General features: G+C 63.8%; 25 protein-coding genes. 22 read left to right on the plus strand and 3 right to left on the minus strand.

The features are described 5' to 3' along the window. Positions 1-35 precede the first annotated feature (35 nt). On the plus strand, positions 36-1,499 hold the full coding sequence (gene selO / locus AC07W0_RS06165; protein ID WP_102617198.1) for a protein adenylyltransferase SelO: 1,464 nt from the start codon (positions 36-38) through the stop codon (positions 1,497-1,499). Between the two features lie 6 nt (positions 1,500-1,505). Here the strand turns inward: selO and AC07W0_RS06170 are convergent, their stop codons facing one another. Beyond that, the gene (locus AC07W0_RS06170) at positions 1,506-1,907 is read right to left on the minus strand and encodes a helix-turn-helix domain-containing protein (protein WP_017849826.1); all 402 of its coding nucleotides are present in this window, start codon (positions 1,905-1,907) and stop codon (positions 1,506-1,508) included. Beyond that, complete coding sequence (locus AC07W0_RS06175; RefSeq protein WP_017849827.1) at positions 1,904-2,200, minus strand: type II toxin-antitoxin system HigB family toxin; 297 nt, start codon at positions 2,198-2,200, stop codon at positions 1,904-1,906. Before AC07W0_RS06175 ends, AC07W0_RS06170 begins: the two co-directional genes overlap by 4 nt. A gap of 238 nt (positions 2,201-2,438) precedes the next feature. Between AC07W0_RS06175 and trxC the strand changes: the two genes are divergently transcribed. After that, entirely contained in the window at positions 2,439-2,873 is a 435-nt protein-coding gene (gene trxC / locus AC07W0_RS06180) for a thioredoxin TrxC (RefSeq protein ID WP_017849828.1), read from the plus strand. A gap of 113 nt (positions 2,874-2,986) precedes the next feature. Here the strand turns inward: trxC and AC07W0_RS06185 are convergent, their stop codons facing one another. Next, positions 2,987-3,757 (minus strand): ParA family protein, encoded by a 771-nt coding sequence (locus AC07W0_RS06185; RefSeq protein ID WP_017849829.1) that lies wholly within the window; start codon positions 3,755-3,757, stop codon positions 2,987-2,989. A gap of 337 nt (positions 3,758-4,094) precedes the next feature. On the opposite strand from AC07W0_RS06185, the gene AC07W0_RS06190 reads away from it, so the two are divergent. The 20 genes from AC07W0_RS06190 to AC07W0_RS06285 are packed head-to-tail and all read left to right on the plus strand — an operon-like array spanning position 4,095 to position 21,395. Beyond that, on the plus strand, positions 4,095-4,814 hold the full coding sequence (locus AC07W0_RS06190; RefSeq protein WP_046384950.1) for a beta-ketoacyl synthase chain length factor: 720 nt from the start codon (positions 4,095-4,097) through the stop codon (positions 4,812-4,814). Next, positions 4,790-5,602 carry a lysophospholipid acyltransferase family protein gene (locus tag AC07W0_RS06195; RefSeq protein ID WP_017849831.1) on the plus strand — a complete coding sequence of 271 codons (813 nt, stop codon included), beginning with the start codon at positions 4,790-4,792 and terminating at the stop codon, positions 5,600-5,602. The genes AC07W0_RS06190 and AC07W0_RS06195 overlap by 25 nt, the downstream gene beginning before the upstream one ends. Further along, positions 5,580-5,849 (plus strand): phosphopantetheine-binding protein, encoded by a 270-nt coding sequence (locus AC07W0_RS06200; protein ID WP_102617199.1) that lies wholly within the window; start codon positions 5,580-5,582, stop codon positions 5,847-5,849. The genes AC07W0_RS06195 and AC07W0_RS06200 overlap by 23 nt, the downstream gene beginning before the upstream one ends. Before the next feature lie 9 nt (positions 5,850-5,858). Then, positions 5,859-6,113: an acyl carrier protein gene (locus AC07W0_RS06205; RefSeq protein WP_102617200.1), complete on the plus strand. Its 255-nt coding sequence runs from the start codon at positions 5,859-5,861 to the stop codon at positions 6,111-6,113. Beyond that, entirely contained in the window at positions 6,110-6,655 is a 546-nt protein-coding gene (locus AC07W0_RS06210) for a COG4648 family protein (protein ID WP_017849834.1), read from the plus strand. Before AC07W0_RS06205 ends, AC07W0_RS06210 begins: the two co-directional genes overlap by 4 nt. Next, entirely contained in the window at positions 6,652-8,322 is a 1,671-nt protein-coding gene (locus AC07W0_RS06215) for an acyl-CoA synthetase family protein (protein WP_102617201.1), read from the plus strand. Before AC07W0_RS06210 ends, AC07W0_RS06215 begins: the two co-directional genes overlap by 4 nt. Next, a complete protein-coding gene (locus AC07W0_RS06220) occupies positions 8,315-9,049 on the plus strand; it encodes a glycosyltransferase family 2 protein (RefSeq protein WP_102617202.1) in 735 nt (244 codons plus the stop codon). Before AC07W0_RS06215 ends, AC07W0_RS06220 begins: the two co-directional genes overlap by 8 nt. Next, positions 9,046-9,981, plus strand: a complete 936-nt coding sequence (locus AC07W0_RS06225; protein WP_102617203.1) for a lysophospholipid acyltransferase family protein — start codon at positions 9,046-9,048, stop codon at positions 9,979-9,981. Before AC07W0_RS06220 ends, AC07W0_RS06225 begins: the two co-directional genes overlap by 4 nt. Next, positions 9,965-11,506 carry an HAL/PAL/TAL family ammonia-lyase gene (locus tag AC07W0_RS06230; protein WP_102617204.1) on the plus strand — a complete coding sequence of 514 codons (1,542 nt, stop codon included), beginning with the start codon at positions 9,965-9,967 and terminating at the stop codon, positions 11,504-11,506. Before AC07W0_RS06225 ends, AC07W0_RS06230 begins: the two co-directional genes overlap by 17 nt. Then, entirely contained in the window at positions 11,499-11,927 is a 429-nt protein-coding gene (locus tag AC07W0_RS06235) for an acyl-CoA thioesterase (protein WP_046384955.1), read from the plus strand. Before AC07W0_RS06230 ends, AC07W0_RS06235 begins: the two co-directional genes overlap by 8 nt. Then, positions 11,921-12,607, plus strand: coding sequence for an outer membrane lipoprotein carrier protein LolA (locus tag AC07W0_RS06240; RefSeq protein WP_102617205.1), 687 nt, complete (start codon positions 11,921-11,923; stop codon positions 12,605-12,607). The genes AC07W0_RS06235 and AC07W0_RS06240 overlap by 7 nt, the downstream gene beginning before the upstream one ends. Then, on the plus strand, positions 12,579-14,909 hold the full coding sequence (locus tag AC07W0_RS06245) for an MMPL family transporter (protein WP_102617206.1): 2,331 nt from the start codon (positions 12,579-12,581) through the stop codon (positions 14,907-14,909). The genes AC07W0_RS06240 and AC07W0_RS06245 overlap by 29 nt, the downstream gene beginning before the upstream one ends. 33 nt (positions 14,910-14,942) lie before the next feature. After that, positions 14,943-16,190, plus strand: a complete 1,248-nt coding sequence (locus tag AC07W0_RS06250; protein ID WP_102617207.1) for an NAD(P)/FAD-dependent oxidoreductase — start codon at positions 14,943-14,945, stop codon at positions 16,188-16,190. Next, a complete protein-coding gene (locus AC07W0_RS06255; protein WP_017849843.1) occupies positions 16,187-16,921 on the plus strand; it encodes a class I SAM-dependent methyltransferase in 735 nt (244 codons plus the stop codon). Before AC07W0_RS06250 ends, AC07W0_RS06255 begins: the two co-directional genes overlap by 4 nt. Then, complete coding sequence (locus tag AC07W0_RS06260) at positions 16,918-17,400, plus strand: hypothetical protein (RefSeq protein ID WP_017849844.1); 483 nt, start codon at positions 16,918-16,920, stop codon at positions 17,398-17,400. Before AC07W0_RS06255 ends, AC07W0_RS06260 begins: the two co-directional genes overlap by 4 nt. Then, positions 17,397-18,563, plus strand: coding sequence for a beta-ketoacyl-[acyl-carrier-protein] synthase family protein (locus tag AC07W0_RS06265; RefSeq protein ID WP_102617208.1), 1,167 nt, complete (start codon positions 17,397-17,399; stop codon positions 18,561-18,563). Before AC07W0_RS06260 ends, AC07W0_RS06265 begins: the two co-directional genes overlap by 4 nt. Next, positions 18,560-19,021, plus strand: coding sequence for a hotdog family protein (locus tag AC07W0_RS06270; RefSeq protein ID WP_017849846.1), 462 nt, complete (start codon positions 18,560-18,562; stop codon positions 19,019-19,021). The genes AC07W0_RS06265 and AC07W0_RS06270 overlap by 4 nt, the downstream gene beginning before the upstream one ends. Beyond that, entirely contained in the window at positions 19,018-19,746 is a 729-nt protein-coding gene (fabG, locus tag AC07W0_RS06275) for a 3-oxoacyl-ACP reductase FabG (protein WP_017849847.1), read from the plus strand. Before AC07W0_RS06270 ends, fabG begins: the two co-directional genes overlap by 4 nt. Next, positions 19,746-20,972, plus strand: coding sequence for a beta-ketoacyl-ACP synthase (locus AC07W0_RS06280; RefSeq protein ID WP_046384962.1), 1,227 nt, complete (start codon positions 19,746-19,748; stop codon positions 20,970-20,972). Before fabG ends, AC07W0_RS06280 begins: the two co-directional genes overlap by 1 nt. Before the next feature lie 27 nt (positions 20,973-20,999). Beyond that, a complete protein-coding gene (locus AC07W0_RS06285; protein WP_017849849.1) occupies positions 21,000-21,395 on the plus strand; it encodes a hypothetical protein in 396 nt (131 codons plus the stop codon). The last annotated feature ends 56 nt before the right edge of the window (positions 21,396-21,451 follow it).

Raw genomic sequence — 21,451 nt, forward strand, 5'->3', positions numbered from 1 at the left:
AGCAGAATGCTCGGACATTCTGCTGGAGATGGCCGGTGAAAGCCCTCGACGAACTGACCTTCGACAATCGCTTCGCACGCCTGGGCGACGCGTTCTCAACCCACGTCCTGCCCGAGCCCCTCGACGAACCGCGCCTGGTCGTGGCGAGCGACGCCGCCATGGCCCTGCTCGACCTCGACCCGGCCGTGGCCGAAACGCCGGTGTTCGCCGAACTGTTCGGCGGCCACAAGCTGTGGGCCGAAGCCGAACCGCGGGCGATGGTGTATTCCGGGCATCAGTTCGGCTCCTACAACCCGCAGTTGGGCGATGGCCGTGGCTTGCTGCTCGGCGAGGTGTATAACCGCGCCGGCGAACACTGGGACTTGCACCTCAAGGGCGCCGGGCAGACGCCGTACTCGCGGATGGGCGATGGCCGCGCCGTGCTGCGCTCTTCGATTCGGGAGTTTCTGGCATCAGAAGCCCTGCACGCATTGAACATCCCTAGCAGCCGGGCGCTGTGTGTGATCGGCTCAAGCACGCCGGTTTGGCGCGAGAAGCAGGAACGCGGGGCGATGGTGTTGCGCCTGGCCCGTAGCCATGTGCGCTTCGGCCATTTCGAGTACTTCTACTACACCCAGAAGCCCGAGCAGCAGGCGGCACTGGCCGAACACGTGTTGAAGCTGCACTTCCCCGAGTGCCGGGAACAGCCCGAACCGTACCTGGCAATGTTCCGCGAAGTCGTCGAACGCAACGCCGAACTGATCGCCAAATGGCAGGCCTACGGCTTCTGCCACGGGGTGATGAACACCGATAACATGTCGATCCTCGGCATCACCTTCGATTTCGGGCCGTTTGCGTTTCTCGACGATTTTGACGCGCACTTCGTCTGCAACCATTCCGATCATGAAGGGCGCTACTCCTTCAGCAATCAGGTGCCGATCGGGCAGTGGAACCTCAGCGCGCTGGCGCAGGCGCTCACACCGTTTATCAGCGTCGACGCCTTGAAGGAAACCCTCAGCCTGTACCTGCCGCTGTACCAGGCGCACTACCTGGACCTGATGCGCCGCCGGCTGGGGCTGACCAGCGCCGAAGACGATGACCAGAAACTGCTGGAGCGCCTGCTGCAATTGATGCAGAACAGCGGCGTGGACTACACGCTGTTCTTCCGCCGCCTGGGCGATGAACCGGCGGCGCTCGCAGTGGCGCGGTTGCGTGACGAGTTTGTCGACAGGAACGGCTTCGATGCCTGGGCAGACGCGTACAAGGCCCGCGTGGCGCGCGATGGCGAGTACAGCGAAGAACAGCGCCGAGCGCGGATGCATGCGGTCAACCCGCTATACATCCTGCGCAACTACCTCGCACAGAACGCCATCAGCGCCGCCGAGTCGGGGGATTACAGCGAAGTGCGGCGGCTGCACGAGGTGTTGCGCAAACCGTTCGAGGAGCAGGCGGGGATGGAGCAGTACGCGCAGCGGCCGCCGGATTGGGGCAAGCATTTGGAGATCAGTTGTTCTTCGTAGAGTCGACTAGATGAACGTCTCCACGGAAACCCCAAAGCGTTCGGCCAACCATTTAATCTGTCGCAGATTGAGCTTACGCTTACCGCTCAGAATCTCGGAAACGACTGACTGTGTGCCTAAGCCTGGCAGATCACTTTGATTCAAGCCGTGTTCGCGCATCATCGCGCGCAACACGTCAACACCACTGACGATGGGCATCGGACGATGCTCGTGATCGTAGGCTTCGATCCAGTCACTGAGAATATCCACCAAACTCATAAGCGGATTTGATTCGTCCTCCCCGACCAAATCCAGCAACTCGTCGAGGGCAGCAACCAGTGCATCGTAATCCGCCTCGTTTTTTGGCTTGCGCAGTAATGGTGAAACAAATTGCCAATGTTCAGCGGCGAGCTGAATGAGTGCGCTCATCTGATTGTCTCCTTCCACTTGTCTTGTTCGTATTCGCGGTGATCGAGCAGATGCTTGATGTAAATTCGTTGTGCTGGGTACCGCACGAAAGCAATTAACCTCAGTTTATTGCCACCGATGTCGAACACATGGAACTGCCCGACTTTATCCGTCGCAGGAAAAATGCCTTTCATTGACGCGAAATCTCCTGGGCTATTGCGCTTTATCCGTCGGTACCACTCATCCAAAGCACTCGCTGAGCGCGGCCACTTTTCCTTTGCTTCCCAGATCCTTTTCTCACTAATCACTCGCATGCAACATCCTTATCGCATCTTGCTATGAAGGTTAAACCCGAACTCAAACTATCGCAATTTGCTATAACCGCAAACAGACAGATGGCGGGAAACAGAACGCGCTCCAACAGCCTAGATAAGCGGCTTCACATCGACATGGCAGAAACTGTGAACGGATGAGTCACCGCTCCCACGCCTTGATAAACCCCAGACCTGACTCCAAATAGGATCTATTGGCCAGTCTCAAAGGAGCGCCACCATGTCCAACCCTCTCGTCATTCCCTGCCCGCACTGCAACGGCCTCAATCGCATCCCCGGCGAACGCCTGGGCGATGCGCCGAAGTGCGGGCGCTGCAAGCAGCCGGTGCTGCTGAACAAACCTTTTGAACTGAAACAGGGCGACTACGCCAGCCAGATCAAGGGCGACCTGCCGTTGCTGGTGGATGTGTGGGCCGATTGGTGCGGGCCGTGTAAGTCGTTCGCGCCCATCTTCGAGCAGGCCGCCGCGCAGCTGGAAGGCAAGTGCCGGCTGGCCAAGCTCGACAGCGAGGCCAATCAGCAGTTGTCGGCGCAGTTGGGGATTCGCTCGATTCCCAGTTTGATTCTGTTCAAGAACGGCCGCGAAGTGGCGCGTCAGAGTGGGGCGTTTCCGTTGCCGCAGTTGATGAGTTGGTTGCGCAGCCAAGGGGTCTAGTGTGGGAGGGGGCTCGCTCCCGATGACGGTGTATCAATCAGCTTATGTGGCGCCTGACCCACCGTCATCGGGAGCAAGTCCCTTCCCACATCGGTTTTGTGTGGTGCTTTAGGTCAGGCGTTTTCCAGCAGGTTATGCAACTCCACAAACTGCTGCGTCAGCTTGTGCCGTGGGTCCAGGTGGATCAGCGGCTTGTTCTGCTGGTGCGACTCACGCATGCGTACCGAACTCGCCAGGTACACCGGCAGCACCGGCAAGCCTTCGGCAATCAACTCATCGAGCATCTGCTGCGGCAAGCTCGCCCGCGCCTGGAACTGGTTGACCACGATGCCTTCGACTTCCAGGCCTTCGTTGTGGTCTTCCTTCAATTCTTCGATTTCCGCCAGCAGGCCATACAGCGCCTGGCGCGAGAAACTGTCGCAATCGAAGGGGATCAACACACGATCAGCAGCAATCAGCGCCGAAACCGCATAAAAATTCAACGCTGGCGGGGTATCCAGGTAAATCCGGTCGTAGTCTTCGCTCAGTTCATCCAGCAGCTTTCGCAGCTTGTTGATCTTGTGCTTGGCTTCGAGCTTGGGCTGCAAGTCCGCCAGCTCAGCGGTGGCGGTGATCACGTGCAGGTTGTCGAAGGGCGTTTCGTAGATATCCACCCGGTTTTTCTTGGCGAACGGCCCGGAAGACAGGGTTTGCTTGAAGAACTCGGCAATACCCATCGGTATATCGTCGCCGGTCAGCCCGGTGAGGTACTGAGTAGAGTTGGCTTGTGCATCGAGGTCCACCAACAGGGTTCGATAACCTTCACTGGCGCTGACCGCCGCCAGGTTGCAGGCGATGCTGGACTTGCCAACCCCGCCTTTTTGATTGAACACCACGCGCCGCATGGAAAAACCTCCGTGTACCAATGAATGCCCGAGTGTAGAGGGCAAAAGCGCCGGTTAGCTACCTCGTTCATCCATGCACTGCTGCATTAATGGTCCGGGCTAGCATCTAACGTACAAATGAAAAGGAACAGTCCGACAATCCAGCTCGGTTCTCAGTGAAGGACAATCTGTAAATCTTCCCCAGCAAATTGTAATCGGCCGTGAACAAATATTTACCAAAGTTTGCTAGAACCCCACAGCACCGGGATAATGCGCGCCACTCGGCTGCTGCTCCCTGTCCCGGTATTCGGGGCCAGTGGCCGCGCATGGAAGCCCGCAGGGGCGGGATATCTTCTCAGTGATCAATTTCAATATCAGCCAATGGCGCGCCTGGGCTCCGGGCCTCGAAAGTGCGGACGACTGGCGCGCCTGGTGCCAGGCGCCAGTGTTGCTACCCGCCAGCGAAGCCTCCCCCGACGTCTCGTTTTTACCGGCCATGCAGCGCCGCCGCCTGAGCCGTCTGGCGCGCATGGCTTTCAGCGTGGGCTGGCCGCTGGCCGAGGGCCTGCAAGACCTGCCGCTGGTGTTCGTTTCCCGCCACGGCGAAACCCCGCGCACCCTCGACATCCTCAGCGACCTGGCCAACGACCAGCCGCTGTCGCCGACCCAGTTCAGCCTGTCGGTGCATAACGCCGTGATTGGCCTGTGGTCGATCCTGCGCAATGAAACCAGCGAAATGACCGCCCTCGCCGCCGCCGGCGATGGCCTGGAACACGGCATGCTCGAAGCGGCGGCCCTGCTCAACGAAGGCGCCCCGGCGGTATTGCTGGTGATCAGCGAGGAACAGCCACCCGAGGCCTACGCCAACTGGATCCACGACGTGCCCTTCCCCTACGCCCTCGGCCTGTTACTGACGCCGGGCGACGAGTGGCAACTGGAACTGCGCACCGGTACTGTCCAACACACTCACACCCAGTGGCCTCATGCCCTGAACCTGCTACGCACCCTGTTGACCGAACAGGGCGCCTGCCAACACGCCTGGAAGAACCGCGTATGGAACTGGCAACGCAAGCCCTGAACGACAAGCCACGGGACGCCTACTACTGGCGCCTGTTCGCCACCGCCGCCAGCTTCGCGCTGTTTGGCGTCGGCGGGCTGTGCCTGCGCTTACTGGTGTTTCCGTTGCTCAATTGCCTGCCGGGGACTGCCAAGCAGCACCAACGGCGCGCGCGGCATACCATCAGTCGCCTGTTCTGGTTGTTCATTCGGTGGATGCAGCGCCTGGGCATTCTCACGTTCAGCGTCGACGGTGCCGACAAACTCGGGCGCCCCGGCCAGATGATCGTCGCCAACCACCCGTCACTGATCGACGTGGTGTTCCTGATCGGCCTGATGCGCCAGACCAACTGCGTGGTCAAGCAGAGCCTGTTTCAAAACCCGTTCACCCGTGGGCCGGTGCGCGATGCCGGCTACATCAGCAATGACGGCAGCGCGGACATGCTCGACGCCGCCGCCGATGCGCTGCGCGAAGGTCAGACCCTGATCATCTTTCCAGAAGGCACCCGCACCACACCCGGCGCGGCGCCTGCCTTTCATCGCGGCGGCGCCGCGATTGCGTTGCGTGGTGCGACAATCATTACCCCCGTGGTAATCAAGGTCAGCCCCACCACCCTGACCAAGGCCGAACCCTGGTATCGCATTCCCAAACGCCGCTTTCACTTCAGTTTACGGGTGGGTGCCGATATAGAACCACAAGCGTTCGCCGCACTCGGCCCCGCGCCCCAGGCCTCACGCAAGCTCAACGATTACCTGCATCACTATTTTATTAAGGAGCTCGCCGAAGATGAGCAACTCAAACAGCCTTGAGCACGACATAAAGACGCTGATCATCGAGGCCCTGGGCCTGGAAGACATCAGCGTCGACGACATCAACAGCGACCAAACCCTGTTTGGCGAAGGCCTGGGCCTGGACTCAGTCGACGCCCTGGAACTGGGCCTGGCGATCCAGAAAAAGTACGGCATCAAGATCGATGCCGACGCCAAGGACACCCGCAATCACTTCACCAACGTGGCCAGCCTTGCGGCGTTCGTCACGGCCAAACAGGCAGCTTGAGACCGTACCATGCAAACTCGTGACGATATTTTCAACACCCTGCGCGCTGCCTTGGTGGAACTGTTTGAACTGGAACCTGGACGCATCACCCTCGAAGCCAACCTGTACCAGGACCTGGAAATCGACAGCATCGACGCCGTGGACCTGATCGACCACATCAAACGCCAGACCGGCAAAAAAATCGCCGCCGAAGAGTTCAAGACTGTGCGTACCGTGAACGACGTGGTTGAGGCGGTGTACCGTCTGGTCCAACCGGCCGCATGAGCCGGCTGATCGGCCTTGGCCTGTTGCTGGCGGGGTTGCTGTACCCTTTCGCGGTGTATTACGGCACCGAGCACTTTGCACCGTGGCAATTCGGCCTGCTGCTCGGCAGCCTGTGGTTGCTGCGCGCGCTCACGGGTGCGCGGCGCCCCGGCAGCCGCTGGATGGCGGTGGCGATCATCCTGTTCTGCTTGGCCCTGGCCTGGTTCGACAACCCGCACCTGCTGCGCTGGTACCCGAGCCTGGTCAGCGCGTTCATGTTGGCGCTGTTCGGCCTGAGCCTGAAATACGGCCCGCCGATGGTCGAGCGCCTGGCACGCATGACCGACCCGCAACTGCCGCCGAAAGCCATTGTGTATACGCGCCAGGTCACCGTGGTGTGGAGCGTGTTTTTTCTGTGTAATGGCCTGCTGGCCGCCGCCCTCACCCTGTGGGCGCCGCTGAGTTGGTGGACGTTGTACAACGGCCTGATCGCCTACGGGCTGATGGGGCTGTTGTTTGCCGTGGAATGGCTGGTACGACAAAGGGTTCGAGGCCGCGTATGAATGGGTTGAAACTTGAGCACCTGCTGCTTGAGCCGTTGGAACAGCGCTTGGTCACCACCGAGCCTGCGATGAATCACGCCCAGCTATGGGAGCAATCCCTGCGCCTGGCGGCAGGCCTGCACGCGCGCGGTATCCAGCGCGTGGCGGTGCATCTGGAAGACGCCGGCCTGCTGGCGATCGCCCTGCTGGGGGCCTGGCGCGCCGGGGTCGGCGTGTTGCTGCCCGCCGACCTGCAACCGCAGACTCGCCAACGCTGGGCCGACGCCGTCGACACCTGGCTGACCGACGCCGCGGACCTGGACGCGTTGTATCAGGCGCCGTTGAGCCCGGCCGCCCTCGACCTGGATGCGTGCCAATTGAGCCTGTGTACCTCCGGCTCCAGCGGCGAACCCAAGCGCATCGACAAGACCCTGCGCCAACTGGCCAACGAGGTGCAGGCCCTGGAAACGCTGTGGGGCGCGGACCTCAACGACGCCTGCATCATCGGCAGCGTCGCCACCCAACACATCTACGGCTTGTTGTTCCGCGTGCTGTGGCCGTTGTGCGCCGGCCGCAGCTTCGTGCGCCGCCAGCTGGCCTTCCCGGAGGATTTGCAGCGCGCCAGCCGCGAGCACCCACGGTTCGCCTGGGTCGCCAGCCCGGCGCTGCTCAAGCGGATGGGCGACAACCTCGACTGGCCGGCCCTGAGCCGAGTGTCGCGGGTGTTCTCCTCCGGCGGCGCCCTGCCCATCGACGCGGCCACCAGCCTGTACGAACGCTTGCAACAATGGCCGACGGAAATCCTCGGCAGCTCGGAAACCGGCGGCATTGCCTGGCGCCAAGGCGCGCAGCCGTGGCAGCCGTTCGCCGGGGTAGAACTGAGCCAGGACGCCGACGGTGCCCTGCGCATTGCCTCGCCGTACCTGCCCGCCGGGCATATCGAACAGACCGCCGACGCCGCCCGCCTGCATGCCGACGGCCGCTTCGAACTGCTCGGGCGCCTGGATCGCATCGTCAAACTGGAAGAAAAACGTATCTCCCTGCCCATGCTCGAACAGGCCCTGATGGCGCACCCCTGGGTCGCCGAAACGCGCCTGGGAGTGGTCCAGGAAAACCGCGCCAGCCTCGGCGCTCTCGTGGTGCTGAGCGCCGACGGCCTGCATGCCCTGCGCAACCAGGGCCGGCGTACCGTCACGCAAACCCTGCGCCAACACCTGAGCCAGCACTGCGAAGCCCTGGCCTTGCCGCGTCGCTGGCGTTTACTGCGACAGTTGCCGCTGAACAGCCAAGGCAAGCTGCCCCAGGCCGAGATCGAAGCGCTGCTGCTGGCGCCCCGGCCGAAAGCCCCGGAGGTGCTGGAGCAAGTCGAAGCCGATGGCGAATGGACCTTGCAACTGAGCATCCCGCCGGACCTGGCCTACTTCAGCGGTCACTTCCCGGTGACGCCGGTGCTGCCGGGCGTGGTGCAGGTCGAGTGGGCGTTCAACCTCGGCCAGCAACTGCTCGACCTGCCAGCGACCTTTGCCGGCATGGAAGTGCTCAAGTTCCAGCAACTGGTGCGCCCCGGCGACCACGTCGAACTGCACCTGCGCTTCGACCCGCAACGCAGCAAGTTGTATTTCGCCTACCGCAACGGCGTCGCAGCCTGCTCCAGTGGCCGGATTCAACTGGAGCCTGCGCATGCATAACCCCTGCGCCCTGATCCCGGTCTACAACCATGAAACCGCCGTGCCGACCGTGGTCCACAGCCTGCTCGACAGCGGCCTGCCATGCCTGTTGGTGGACGATGGCAGCAGCCCGGCGTGCGCGGCGGTGCTGGCGCAATTGGCGACCCTCGACAACGTCAGCCTGCTCACCCTGCCGAACAACCAAGGCAAGGGCAGCGCGGTGATGGCCGGCTTTCGCGAAGCGGCGCGCCTGGGCTTCACCCATGCCCTGCAAGTGGACGCCGACGGCCAACATGACCTGCGCGAAGTCGAGAGCTTCATCGACACCTCGCGCCGACACCCCACGGCGGTGATCTGCGGCTACCCCGAATACGACGACAGCGTGCCCAAGGGCCGCCTGTACGCACGCTACCTGACCCACGTGTGGGTGTGGATCAACACCCTGTCGCTGCAGATTCGCGATTCGATGTGCGGCTTTCGCGTGTACCCGCTGGGGCCGACCCTGGCCCTGATGGACTCGGCCTACATCGGCACCCACATGGATTTCGACTCGGACATCCTGGTGCGCCTGGCCTGGCGCAACCAGCCGATGCGCTGGCTGCCGACGAAGGTGCATTACCCCGCCGACGGCCTGTCGCACTTCCGCCTGTTCCGCGACAACGTGCGTATCTCGGCCATGCACACCCGGCTGTTCTTCGGCATGTTGGTGCGCGCACCGATGATTCTGTGGCGACGGTGGCAGGCATGAGCGACAGCAGCAAACACTGGGCCGACCGCGAAGAGCGTGGCAGTTTCTGGCTGATGAAACTCACCGCAGTCGCCGCCAGGCTGCTCGGGCGCCGGCTGTTGAGCCCGCTGCTGTACGGCATCGTGCTGTACTTCTTCCTGTTCGGCCGCACCGCGCGCCAGAGCACCTGGCAATACCAGCAGCGTCTGGCGCAATGGAGCGGCCGCGATGAGCTGCGCCCGACCCTGCGCAAAGTCTTCGGCCAGTTCATGGCATTTGCCGATGCGCTGCTGGACAAGCTCGACGTGTGGAACGGCAAGCTGCGCATCGAGCAGATCGAAATCCACGACCCGGCGCAATTGCGCGGCCAACTGCGCGGCGAGCGCGGGCAGATGCTGGTGGGCGCGCACCTGGGCAACCTCGAAGTGTGCCGCGCGCTCGCGGAGATCGGCGAAAAAGTCACCATGAACGTGCTGGTCCACACCAAGCACGCCGAACGCTTCAACCGCCTGCTGGGCGAAGCCGGCGCGACCCATTTGCGCCTGATCCAGGTCAGCGAGCTGGACCCGGCCACCATGCTGCTGCTCAGCCAGCGCCTGGACGACGGCGAATGGCTGGCGATTGCCGGCGACCGCGTGCCACTGCACGGCGGGCGCACGGTGCGCGTGGAGTTCCTCGGCCATGACGCCGCCTTCCCCCAGGGCCCGTGGCTGCTGGCCGGCCTGCTGAAATGCCCGGTCAACCTGCTGATGTGCCTCAAGCACCAGGGCCGCTATCGCCTGAGCATCGAACCGTTTGCCCAACTGATCGAATGGAAACGCAGCACCCGCGAGCAGGTCATCGCCCTGTGGACCGCACGCTACGCCGCACGCCTGGGCCAGTTCTGCCTGGAAGCGCCCCAACAATGGTTCAACTTTTACCCTTTCTGGAAGACCGATGACGACGCATCTTGAGCCAGTAACGTTTGGCGAACGCGCTTTGCGCATTGAAGACGTATTGGCCCTGGCCAATCGTCAGGCGCCCACGCACTTGCAGGATGATGCCGCGTATCGCCAGCGCATCGCCAAGGGCGCGCAGTTCCTCGACTCGCTGCTGGACAAGGAAGGCGTGATCTACGGCGTGACCACCGGCTATGGCGACTCGTGCGTGGTGGCGGTGCCGTTACAGCACGTCGAAGCCCTGCCGCGACACCTGTACACCTTCCACGGTTGCGGCCTGGGCAAGTTGCTCGACGCGCAAGCCACCCGCGCCGTGCTCGCGGCGCGTTTGCAGTCGCTGTGCCACGGCGTGTCCGGGGTGCGCGTGGAACTGCTCGAACGCCTGCACGCGTTCCTCGAACACGACGTGCTGCCGCTGATCCCGGAAGAAGGCTCAGTGGGCGCCAGCGGCGACCTGACGCCGCTGTCCTACGTGGCCGCGACGCTCTCCGGCGAACGCGACGTGCTGTTCCGCGGCGAACGCCGCCAGGCCATCGACGTCCACCGCGAACTGGGCTGGGAGCCGCTGGTCCTGCGGCCCAAGGAAGCCCTCGCACTGATGAACGGCACCGCCGTGATGACCGGCCTCGCCTGCCTGGCCTTCGCCCGCGCCGATTACCTGCTGCGATTGGCCACGCGCATCACCGCGCTGAACGTGGTGGCACTGCAAGGCAACCCGGAACACTTCGACGAGCGCTTGTTCGCCGCCAAACCGCACCCTGGGCAGATGCAAGTCGCCGCGTGGTTGCGCCAGGACCTCGCCATCGATGCGCCGACTGCGCCGCTGCACCGTTTGCAGGACCGCTACTCGCTGCGTTGCGCGCCCCATGTTCTCGGCGTGCTGGCCGACAGCCTGAACTGGCTGCGCTCGTTCATCGAGATCGAACTCAACAGCGCCAACGACAACCCGATCATCGACGCCGAAGCAGAGCGCGTGCTGCACGGCGGGCACTTCTACGGCGGGCACATCGCCTTCGCCATGGACAGCCTCAAGACCCTGGTGGCCAACGTCGCCGACCTGCTCGACCGCCAGCTCGCCCTGCTGGTGGACGTGCGTTACAACCACGGCCTGCCGAGCAACCTGTCCGGCGCCCCGGCCGACCGCGCAATGATCAACCACGGCTTCAAGGCGGTGCAGATCGGCACCAGCGCCTGGACCGCCGAAGCGCTGAAGAACACCATGCCGGCCAGCGTGTTTTCACGCTCCACCGAGTGCCACAACCAGGACAAAGTGAGCATGGGCACCATCGCCGCCCGCGATGCGATCCGTGTGCTGGAGCTGACCGAACAGGTCGCCGCCGCCACCCTGCTCGCCGCCAACCAGGGCGTGTGGCTGCGCGCCCAGGCCGCCGACGCGCGCCCGTTGCCGCCGGCGTTGGCGGCGATGCACAGCGAACTGGCCAAGGACTTCCCGCCGGTGATCGAAGACCGCGCCCTCGAAGGCGAGCTGCGCCTGTGCCTGCAACGCATCGCCGAGCAACACTGGAGGCTGCATGCGTAGCCCGGGCGTACTGCATTGCGACACTGAAATCCTCGTGCCGTTTTTCGACATCGACACCATGAACGTGGTCTGGCACGGGCACTACGTGAAGTACCTGGAAATCGCCCGCTGCGCCCTGCTCGACAAGATCGGCCATAACTACGCGGCGATGCTCGAGTCGGGCTACGCCTGGCCGGTGATCGACATGCAACTGCGCTATGTGCGCGGCGCCACCTTCGGCCAGACGCTCAACGTGCGCGCCAGCCTGGTGGAGTGGGAGAACCGTTTGAAGGTCAACTACCTGATCACCGACCGCACCAGCGGCGAACGCCTGACCCGTGCCAGCACGGTACAAGTAGCGGTACAAATCGCCAGCCGCGAGATGCAACTGGCGTCCCCTACCGTCTTCATCGACGCGGTCGAAAGGGCCCTGAAATGCTGACCCCTGTAGGAGCGAGCTTGCTCGCGAAGAGCGTCAACGATAACGCTGGCCACCTGACACCCCGCGGCGCCCTCAGGTTTTTCGCGAGCAAGCTCGCTCCTACAGTGTTCGCGTTGTTTGGTTTTTCGGCGGCGGCCCATGGGTTCGACTTACAGCAACTGAGCGATCAGTTGGCCAAACCCAGCGTGATCCACGGCAGCTTCATCCAGGAAAAACACCTGCGCGCCCTGCCGCAGCCCTTGGTCAGCAAAGGCACCTTCGTCCTGGCCAAAGACCACGGCCTGCTGTGGCTGCTCAAAACCCCGCTGCAACAGGATTACCGCATCAGTACCCAAGGCATTGCGCGGCGTGACGCCAATGGCTGGCAGACGCTGCCGAACAAGAGCGCCGGGGCCGAGCAGAACCGCCTGTTCCTCGCCGTGCTGCAGGGCGACAGCAGCGGCTTGCAGCGTGACTTCGACCTGCAACTGCAGGGCGAAGCCGAGCAGTGGCAGTTGACGCTGACCCCGCGCTCGCTGCTGCTCAAGCAAGTGTTCAAGCAGATCAATATCGACGGCGGCACGCTGGTCCACAGCATCGAACTGCTGGAAACCCAGGGCGACAGCACCGTGCTGCGCATGCAGGACAGCAGCGCCGACCTTCCCCTGAGCGATGCGGAGCAACACGACTTTGCCCAGTGAGCGTTTATTGCCGCGCCTGTTCCTGACCCTGCTGGTGGCCGTGCTGGCCCTGGCCGGCTGGCAATGGCGCCATGGCGCGCCGTTGTCGGCCAACCTGATGGAACTGGTGCCGGGCAACACGCCGGACGCCCTCGAACTGCAAGCCGAACAGCGCATGCAGGAACCGTTGAACCGCGAAATCCTGGTCCTCGTGGGGCACGCCGACCGCCAGCAAGCGGTCAACGTGGCCGAGCAACTGGGCGCGCGCTGGCAAGCCAGCGGCCTGTTTGAAAAGGTCCAATGGAACCTGCAAGCCGACCTGCCGGCACTGCGCGCGCAATTGTTGCGCGGGCGTTTGTCGATGCTCGCGGCCAAGGACCGCGAGCAACTGATCGACCACCCCGACGCCTTCATCCAGCAGCGCGTGCAAGCGCTGTTCGACCCGTTCACCGGGTTCAGCCTGGTGCCGAGCCAGGACGACTGGCTGGGCCTGACCGGACGCATTCAGAACAGCCAGCCGCAGAGCGGCGCGGTGCAATTGGATATCGGCAGCGGCGCATTGATTGCCGATGCCGACGGCAAGAGCTGGGTGCTGTTGCGTGCGCGCACCACCGGCAATGCCTTCGATATGAAACTGCCGCTGCAGGTCGCGGACCTGCTCCAGGCCAGCCGCGCCCAGGCCACCGAGCACGGCGCGCAACTGCTCGCGGCCAGCGGTTTGCTCTACGCTGCCAGCGGGCAACAGCAAGCCAGCCGCGAAATCACCTGGGTCGGCGGCGGCGCCACCCTCGGCATTCTGCTGCTGTTGCTCCTGGCGTTCCGCCGCTGGCGCGTGCTGCTGGCCTTCGTGCCGGTGCTGGTGGGCATGCTGTTCGGCGCGGTGGCCTGTGTGGCTCTGTTCGGGCATATGCATGTGATGACACTGGTGCTCGGCTCCAGCCTGATCGGCGTGGCGGTGGACTACCCGCTGCACTATTTGTCGAAAAGCTGGAGCCTGCAGCCGTGGCGCAGTTGGCCGGCGTTGCGCCTGACCCTGCCGGGCCTGAGCCTGAGCCTGGCGACCAGTTGTATCGGTTACCTGGCGCTGGCCTGGACGCCGTTCCCGGCGCTGACCCAGATCGCCGTATTCTCCGCTGCCGGCCTGGTCGGTGCGTACCTGTCGGCCGTGTGCCTGTTGCCGGCGCTGCTCCAGGGTGTCGACCTGCGCCCGGCGCAATGGCCGTTGCACATCGCCGAGCGCCTGTGGCTGATGCGTTCCGGGTTGATCAAGCGCGTGCCGAGCGCGGTGCTGCTGGTGTGGGTGCTGCTGTTTTGCGCCGGCGGCTTGTGGCAGTTGAACAGTAAAAACGATCTGCGCCAGTGGATCGGCGCCCCGCCGCAATTACTGCAGGAAGCCCAGGCCGTGGCGCGGATCACCGGGTTCCAACCCACCAGCCAGTTCTTCCTGGTGCGCGCCGACAATCAGCAGCAGTTGCTGGAACGCCAGGCCGCCCTGGGCCAGCGCCTGGAACAGTTGGTGAATATGGACAAACTCCAGGGTTATCTGGCGCTGAACCAGCTGGTCAACCTGCCCGCCGAGCAACAACAGCTGCGCGAGGCGCTGAATGCACTTCCCGCGCACTGGCAACCGCTGCTGGACCTCGGCGTGCCCGTCGGCGCGCTGCAAGCCGAAGTCGCTCAACTGCAAGCGCTGCCTACCCAAGACATCGACGCTGCACTGCTCGGGCCACTGGCCGAACCCTGGCGCACGCTGTGGCTGGGCCCGGTCGACGGCGGTGTGGCAGCCATGATCAGCCTGCAAGGCTTGAGCGACCCGGCGCTGCTGCAGGTGCAGGCCGTGGATTTGCCGGGGGTGCAACTGGTGGATCGCCTGGGGGAGTTGAACCGGGTGTTCGCCGCCACGCAGATCAGCGCGGCTGAATTGAAGTTGATGTCGTGCGGGCTGATCGTGCTGTTGCTGATCGTGCCCTTCGGCTTTGGTGGCGCGCTGCGCATCGTCGCCCTGCCGTTGCTGGCCGCGCTGTGCAGCCTGGCCAGCCTCGGTTGGCTGGGCCAGCCGCTGACGCTGTTCAGCCTGTTCGGCCTGCTGCTGGTCACCGCCATCAGCGTCGACTACGCGATCCTGATGCGTGAACAGATCGGCGGGCCTGCGGTCAGCTTATTAGGAACACTGCTGGCGGCACTGACGACCTGGTTGTCGTTCGGCCTGCTGGCGCTGTCGAGTACACCCGCGGTGAGTAATTTCGGCCTGTCGGTCAGCCTGGGCCTGGCCTTCAGCTTTATGCTGGCGCCCTGGGCCGGCCGACAGAAGCACGCCTCATGAATGTGATTATCGCCAAAGCGGCAAGGAGCCCTCGTGCCCATAGTTGAAATGGAACGTCGCCAGGTGGTGGTGATCGGTGCCGGCCCGTCCGGTACCATCGCTGCCGCGCTGTTAAAGCGTAAAGGGCATGATGTATTGATTATCGAGCGCCAGCATTTCCCACGCTTTTCGATCGGTGAAAGCCTGCTGTCGCACTGCATCGACTTTATCGAAGAGGCCGGCATGCTCGACGCCGTGCAGGCCGCGGGTTTCCAGGTGAAAACCGGTGCCGCATTCGCCTGGGGCGAGCGCTACAGTGCGTTTGATTTCGGCGATACGTTCAGCCACGGCAAACCGACCACCTTCCAGGTGCAGCGCGGCGAGTTCGACAAGTTGCTGGCCGATCAGGCGGCGCTGCAAGGCGTCGACATCCGTTACGGCGAAACCATCGTCGGCGTGGATTTCAGCGGTGAAACCCACTACCTGCATGTGCGCCGGGAGAACGGCAGCGAGTACCACATCAAAGCCAAGTTCGTGCTCGACGCCAGCGGCTACGGTCGCGTCCTGCCGCGCCTGCTGGACCTGGAAGCGCCGTCGGATTTCCCGTTGCGCCAGGCGGTGTTCAGCCATGTCGAGGACCGCATCGAACACCCAGGCTTCGACCGCACCAAGATCCTCGTGACGACCCACCCGACCCAGCGCGACATCTGGTTCTGGACCATCCCGTTCAGCAACGGCCGTTGCTCCGTGGGCGTAGTGGCGGCCAAGGAACATTTTGCCGGCCGCGACAACGACCTGGATGCGTGCCTGCGCGGGTTCATCGACGAAACCCCAAGCCTCAGCAGCGTGCTGCAGAACGCCGTATGGGACACCCCCGCGCGCACCATCGGCGGCTACTCGGCCAACGTCAAAACCTTGCACGGCCCGGGCTTTGCGCTGCTGGGCAACGCGGCAGAATTCCTCGACCCAGTGTTTTCCTCCGGCGTGACCATCGCCATGCGTTCGGCGAGCATGGCCGCGGGCGTGCTGCATCGTCAGCTCAACGGCGAAACCGTGGACTGGGAGCGCGAGTTTGCCGAGCCGTTGAAGCGCGGCGTCGACACCTTCCGCTGCTACGTCGAAGGCTGGTACGCCGGGACGTTCCAGGATGTTATTTTTCACGCCGGCAGCTCGCCGGAGATTCGCCGGATGATCAGTTCGATCCTCGCCGGCTACGCCTGGGACGAGCGCAACCCGTTTGTCAGCGAGCCCAAGCGGCGGTTGCGGATGTTGTCGGAAATTTGTGCAGGGGATGCCGTGTGAGCAGTCAGTACTTGAGTAAGAACTACGTCGAAGAAACCAAGTTCGGCTTCTGGTTCCTGCGCAGCCACACCTGGCAGCACCATGTGTTGCGCGTGGCGATCAACGACCTGCGCAGCCTGTTCAGCGAACCGTTGCCGGTGGCGCCGGTACTGCTGGACGCCGGCTGCGGCCAGGGCAAATCCTTCAAGCTGTTGCAGCAAGTGTTTGCCCCGTCCCGCCTGATCGGGCTGGATGCCGACCCGCACAGCCTTGAGCTGAGCAAGGCGGAAGCCGCGCACCAAGGGCTGGACGTCGAGCTGATCGGCAGCGACTGCGCCACCCTCGACGTCGCCGACGCCAGCGTCGATATCCTGTTCTGCCACCAGACCTTCCATCATCTGGTTGAGCAGCACCGTGCATTGAAAGAGTTCTACCGGGTACTCAAGCCCGGCGGCTATCTGCTGTTTGCCGAGTCCACCGAAGCCTATATCGACACCTGGGTGATTCGCTGGCTGTTCCGCCACCCCATGCAGGTGCAGAAAAGCGCCGAAGAGTACCTGCAGATGCTGCACGAGCAGGGCTTTGAATTCGGCGCGCAGAACGTCTCCTACCCATACCTGTGGTGGAGCCGGGCCAGCGATTTCGGCCTGCTGGAACGCTGGGGCCTGCGCAAGGCACCGCCGGTGGGCCAGCGCGAAGAAACCCTGGTCAACTGCGTGGCGCGCAAACCGCTGGCGAGCGCGGCACCATGATGCGTGCGCTGCTGATCGGCTGCCTGTTGCTGCTGAGCGCCTGCGCCAGCCAACCGCCCTTGCCGGCAAAAAACCCGGCCCTGGCCCTACCAATGCAACTGCATGTGCAGCGTCTGGCGGACGGCCAGAGCCAGGACTGGTTGCTGGTGATCCAGCACGAAGGCAACGCAATCCGCTGGTCGATGATGGACCCGCTGGGCATCCCCCAGGCCCGGCAGAAGCTGATCGACGGCCAGTGGCAGGCCGACGGGTTGCTGCCGCCCAATCCCCAGGCGCGCGAGCTGTTCGCCGCGTTGCTGTTTGCACTGACTTCGGCGGATGACCTCCGTGCGCTGTACCCGAACGCCCAAGCGATGGACCTGACACGCACCCTGCCGGGCCATTGGCAAATCGTCTATCAGTCATCCGAGGTGTTCAGCGTGAACATGCACGGGCAACCGCTGAGCTATCGCATCACCCCGCTGGGAATGGCGCGATGACCGCGTATCTGAATGCCCTCGGCGTGATCTGCGCTCTCGGGCGCGGCCAGGCCGACGTCAGCCGCAGCCTGTTTGCCGGCGACTGCTCCGGCATGCGCGCCGAAAGCGGTTGGGTGCCGGAGCGGGTATTGCCGGTTGCCGGCGTACCGGGCGCACTGGCGACCATCCCGCCCGAGCTGGGCCAGCAGAGCAGTCGCAATAACCAGTTGCTGCTCGAAGCCGCGTTGCAGATCGACAGCGAGATCCGCCAGGCGATCCAACGCTACGGCGCGGCGCGGGTCGGCATTGTGCTCGGCACCAGCACCTCGGGCATCGACGAAGCCAGTCGCGGCATCGCCCGTTACCTGAGCGATCATCGGTTCCCCGACGACTACGACTACCAGCAACAGGAACTCAGCGCCCCGGCGAACTTCCTCGCCGACTGGCTGCAACTGAGCGGCCCGGCCTATGTGATTTCCACCGCCTGCACCTCCAGTGCCCGCGCGCTGATGAGTGCCCGGCGCCTGCTGGAGCTGGGCCTGTGCGATGCGGTGATCTGCGGCGGCGTCGACAGCCTGTGCAAGCTGACGCTTAACGGCTTTACCGCGCTGGAAGCGGTCTCGAGCGAGCGTTGCAACCCGTTTTCGGTGAACCGCAACGGCATCAACATCGGCGAAGCGGCGGTGTTGTTTTTGATGACTCGCGAGCCCGCCCCCATCGCGCTGCTAGGCAGTGGCGCGAGTTGCGATGCACACCATATTTCCGCGCCTGAGCCCACTGGCAAAGGCGCGTTGCTGGCGATGCGCAAGGCCCTGGCCAGCGCACGCTTGAAGCCGGAACAGATCGGCTACCTGAACCTGCACGGCACCGCCACCCAACACAACGACGCCATGGAAAGCCTGGCCGTCGCCAACCTGTTCCCCGACGGCGTGGCCTGTTCATCGACCAAACCGATGAGCGGCCACACCCTGGGCGCGGCCGGCGCGCTGGAAGCAGCGTTCTGCTGGCTGAGCCTGGCCCACGGCCGGCTGCCGCCCCACGTATGGGACGGCCAGGCCGACCCGGCGCTGCCCGCCTTGCAGTGGGCACGCCGAGGTGACACCTTGAAAAAACGCTGCCTGATGAGCAACTCGTTTGCCTTCGGCGGCAATAATGTCAGCCTGATTATCGCAGAGGCCCCATGATCGATTGGCCACTCGCCGCACTGCTGCCCCACGCGGGCGACATGATCCTGATCGACCAGGTGCTGTCGTTCGACGAAGAGCAGATTCACACCCGCCTCACCGTCAAGCCCGGTGGCTTGTTCAACCGCCCCGACGGCAGCCTGCCGGCCTGGGTCGGCATCGAGCTGATGGCGCAAAGCGTCGCCGCCTATGCCGGTTGCCGCGCGCGCCAGAACGGCCAGGCGGTGGAGCTGGGCTTCCTGTTGGGCACGCGTAAGTTCGAGTGCAACGTGGAGCACTTCCCGGCCGGTGCCGAGTTGACCATCCACGGCCTGCGCTCCCTGGAAGACGACAACGGCATGGGTGTGTTCGAATGCCACCTGACCGGCGACGGTATCCACGCCAGCGCCCGCTTGAACGTATTTCGACCGCCCCAGGCGGCCACCTATTTAGATGAATCGAAGGACGAAACGCCATGACTGAATCCGTACTGGTCACCGGCTCCAGCCGTGGCATCGGCCGCGCCATTGCCCTGCGCCTGGCGCAGGCCGGGCACGACATCGTGTTGCATTGCCGCAGCGGTCGAGCAGAAGCCGACGCGGTGCAGGTCGAGATCGAAGCCCTGGGCCGCAAGGCGCGGGTGCTGCAATTCGACGTTTCCGAGCGGGCCGAATGCAAGGCAATCCTCGAAGCCGACGTGGAACGACACGGCGCGTATTACGGCGTGGTGCTCAACGCCGGCCTGACCCGCGACGGCGCGTTCCCGGCCTTGTCGGAAGACGACTGGGACGTGGTGATGCGTACCAACCTCGACGGTTTCTACAACGTGCTGCACCCGGTGATGATGCCGATGATCCGTCGTCGCGCGGCCGGGCGTATCGTGTGCATCACCTCGGTGTCCGGGCTGATCGGCAATCGCGGCCAGGTCAACTACAGCGCCTCCAAGGCCGGCCTGATCGGCGCGGCCAAGGCCCTCGCCATCGAGCTGGGCAAGCGCAAGATCACCGTCAACTGCGTCGCACCGGGCTTGATCGACACCGCGATGCTCGATGAAAACGTACCGGTCGAAGAGCTGATGAAAATGATCCCGGCGCAGCGCATGGGCACACCGGAAGAAGTGGCCGGCGCGGTGAATTTCTTGATGTCGGCGGAAGCCGGCTATATCACCCGCCAAGTCTTGGCCGTGAACGGAGGTCTGTGCTGATGAAGCGCGTGGTCGTAACCGGCATGGCCGGCATCACCTCCCTGGGCAGCGACTGGAACACCATCGCCGCCAACTTTCGCGCCAACCGCAGCGGCATCCGGCGCATGGACGAGTGGGACCGTTTCAGCGAATTGAACACGCGCCTGGCCGGGCCGATCGACGACTTCGTCGTGCCCGCGCACTGGACCCGCAAGCAACTGCGCAGCATGGGCCGCGTATCGCGCCTGGCAGTGTGGGCGGCGGAGCAGGCGCTGAAAGACGCCGGCTTGCTCGGTGACGAGTCGATCAAGGACGGGCGCATGGGCGTGGCCTGCGGCTCGTCCACCGGCAGCACCGACGAGATCAAGGCGTTCGGCAACATGCTGCTCAACTCGGTGGCCGAGGGGCTGAACGCCAACTCCTATGTCCGCATGATGCCCCACACCACGGCGGCGAATATCAGCATCTTCTTTGGCCTCACCGGGCGCTTGATTCCCACGTCCAGCGCTTGCACCAGCGGCAGCCAGGGCATCGGCTATGCCTATGAGGCGATCAAGTTCGGACGCCTGCCGCTGATGCTTGCCGGCGGCGCCGAAGAGCTGTGCCCCACCGAAGCCATGGTGTTTGACGCGCTCTACGCCACCAGCCTGAAGAACGATGCGCCACAGACCAGCCCGCGCCCCTACGACAGCGGCCGCGACGGCCTGGTGATCGGCGAAGGCGGCGGCATGCTGGTGCTCGAAGAACTGGAACACGCCCTGGCCCGTGGCGCGCATATCCACGCCGAAATTGTCGGTTTCGGCAGCAACGCCGACGGCCAGCACACCACGCGCCCGGAACAGAAAACCATGCGCCGCGCCATGGAGCTGGCCCTGGAAGACGCCGGGCTCGAGCCCTCGGTCATCGGCTACGTGAACGGCCATGGCACCGCCACCGACCAGGGCGACATCGCCGAAACCCTGGCCACCAACAGCCTGTTCGGCAGCCGCATGCCCATTAGTTCGCAGAAGAGCTTCCTCGGCCATACCCTGGGTGCGTGCGGGGCGCTGGAGTCGTGGTTCAGCATCGAGATGATGAACCGCGACCAGTACGTACACACCTTCAACCTGGATTCCGTCGACCCGCAGTGCGGCGAGCTGGATTACCTGCAAGGTGAGTTTCGCGAGATGCACCACGACTACGTGATGAACAACAATTTTGCCTTCGGCGGCGTCAACACCTCGTTGATCTTCCGCCGCTGGTCCTGACTTTTTACATCGATTGGAGAAAACGGAATGTCTTCCTTGCTACGCGCCACCCTGATCACCCTGGCCCTGCTGACCGGCGCCGGTTGCACCAGCAAACCGGTGCTCAACACCCAGCACGACTTGCCGGCGGGTGCCCAGGTCAGCGAAGAACAAGTCAAACAGGTGATCGTCACCGCCCTGCAAAAACGCGAATGGACCGTGCAACGCCTGAGCCCGCAACTGGTGCAGGCTGAGATCACCGTGCGCAATCAGTTCTACGCCGCCATCGACATCCGCTACACCCGCAACAGCTACGCCATCACCTACCGCGACAGCCGCGACCTGGGCTACAAGGACGGCAAGATCCATCGCAACTACAACCGTTGGGTGAGCATGCTGGATCGGGACATCATGGCGGGGTTGCGTTCGGCGGGGATGCAGTAACCCCGGAAACGACAAAGGGCGCCGTTCGGCGCCCTCTTCACAAACCGCTGGGCTTG

This window comes from Pseudomonas sp. GW704-F2 (assembly GCF_059423025.1).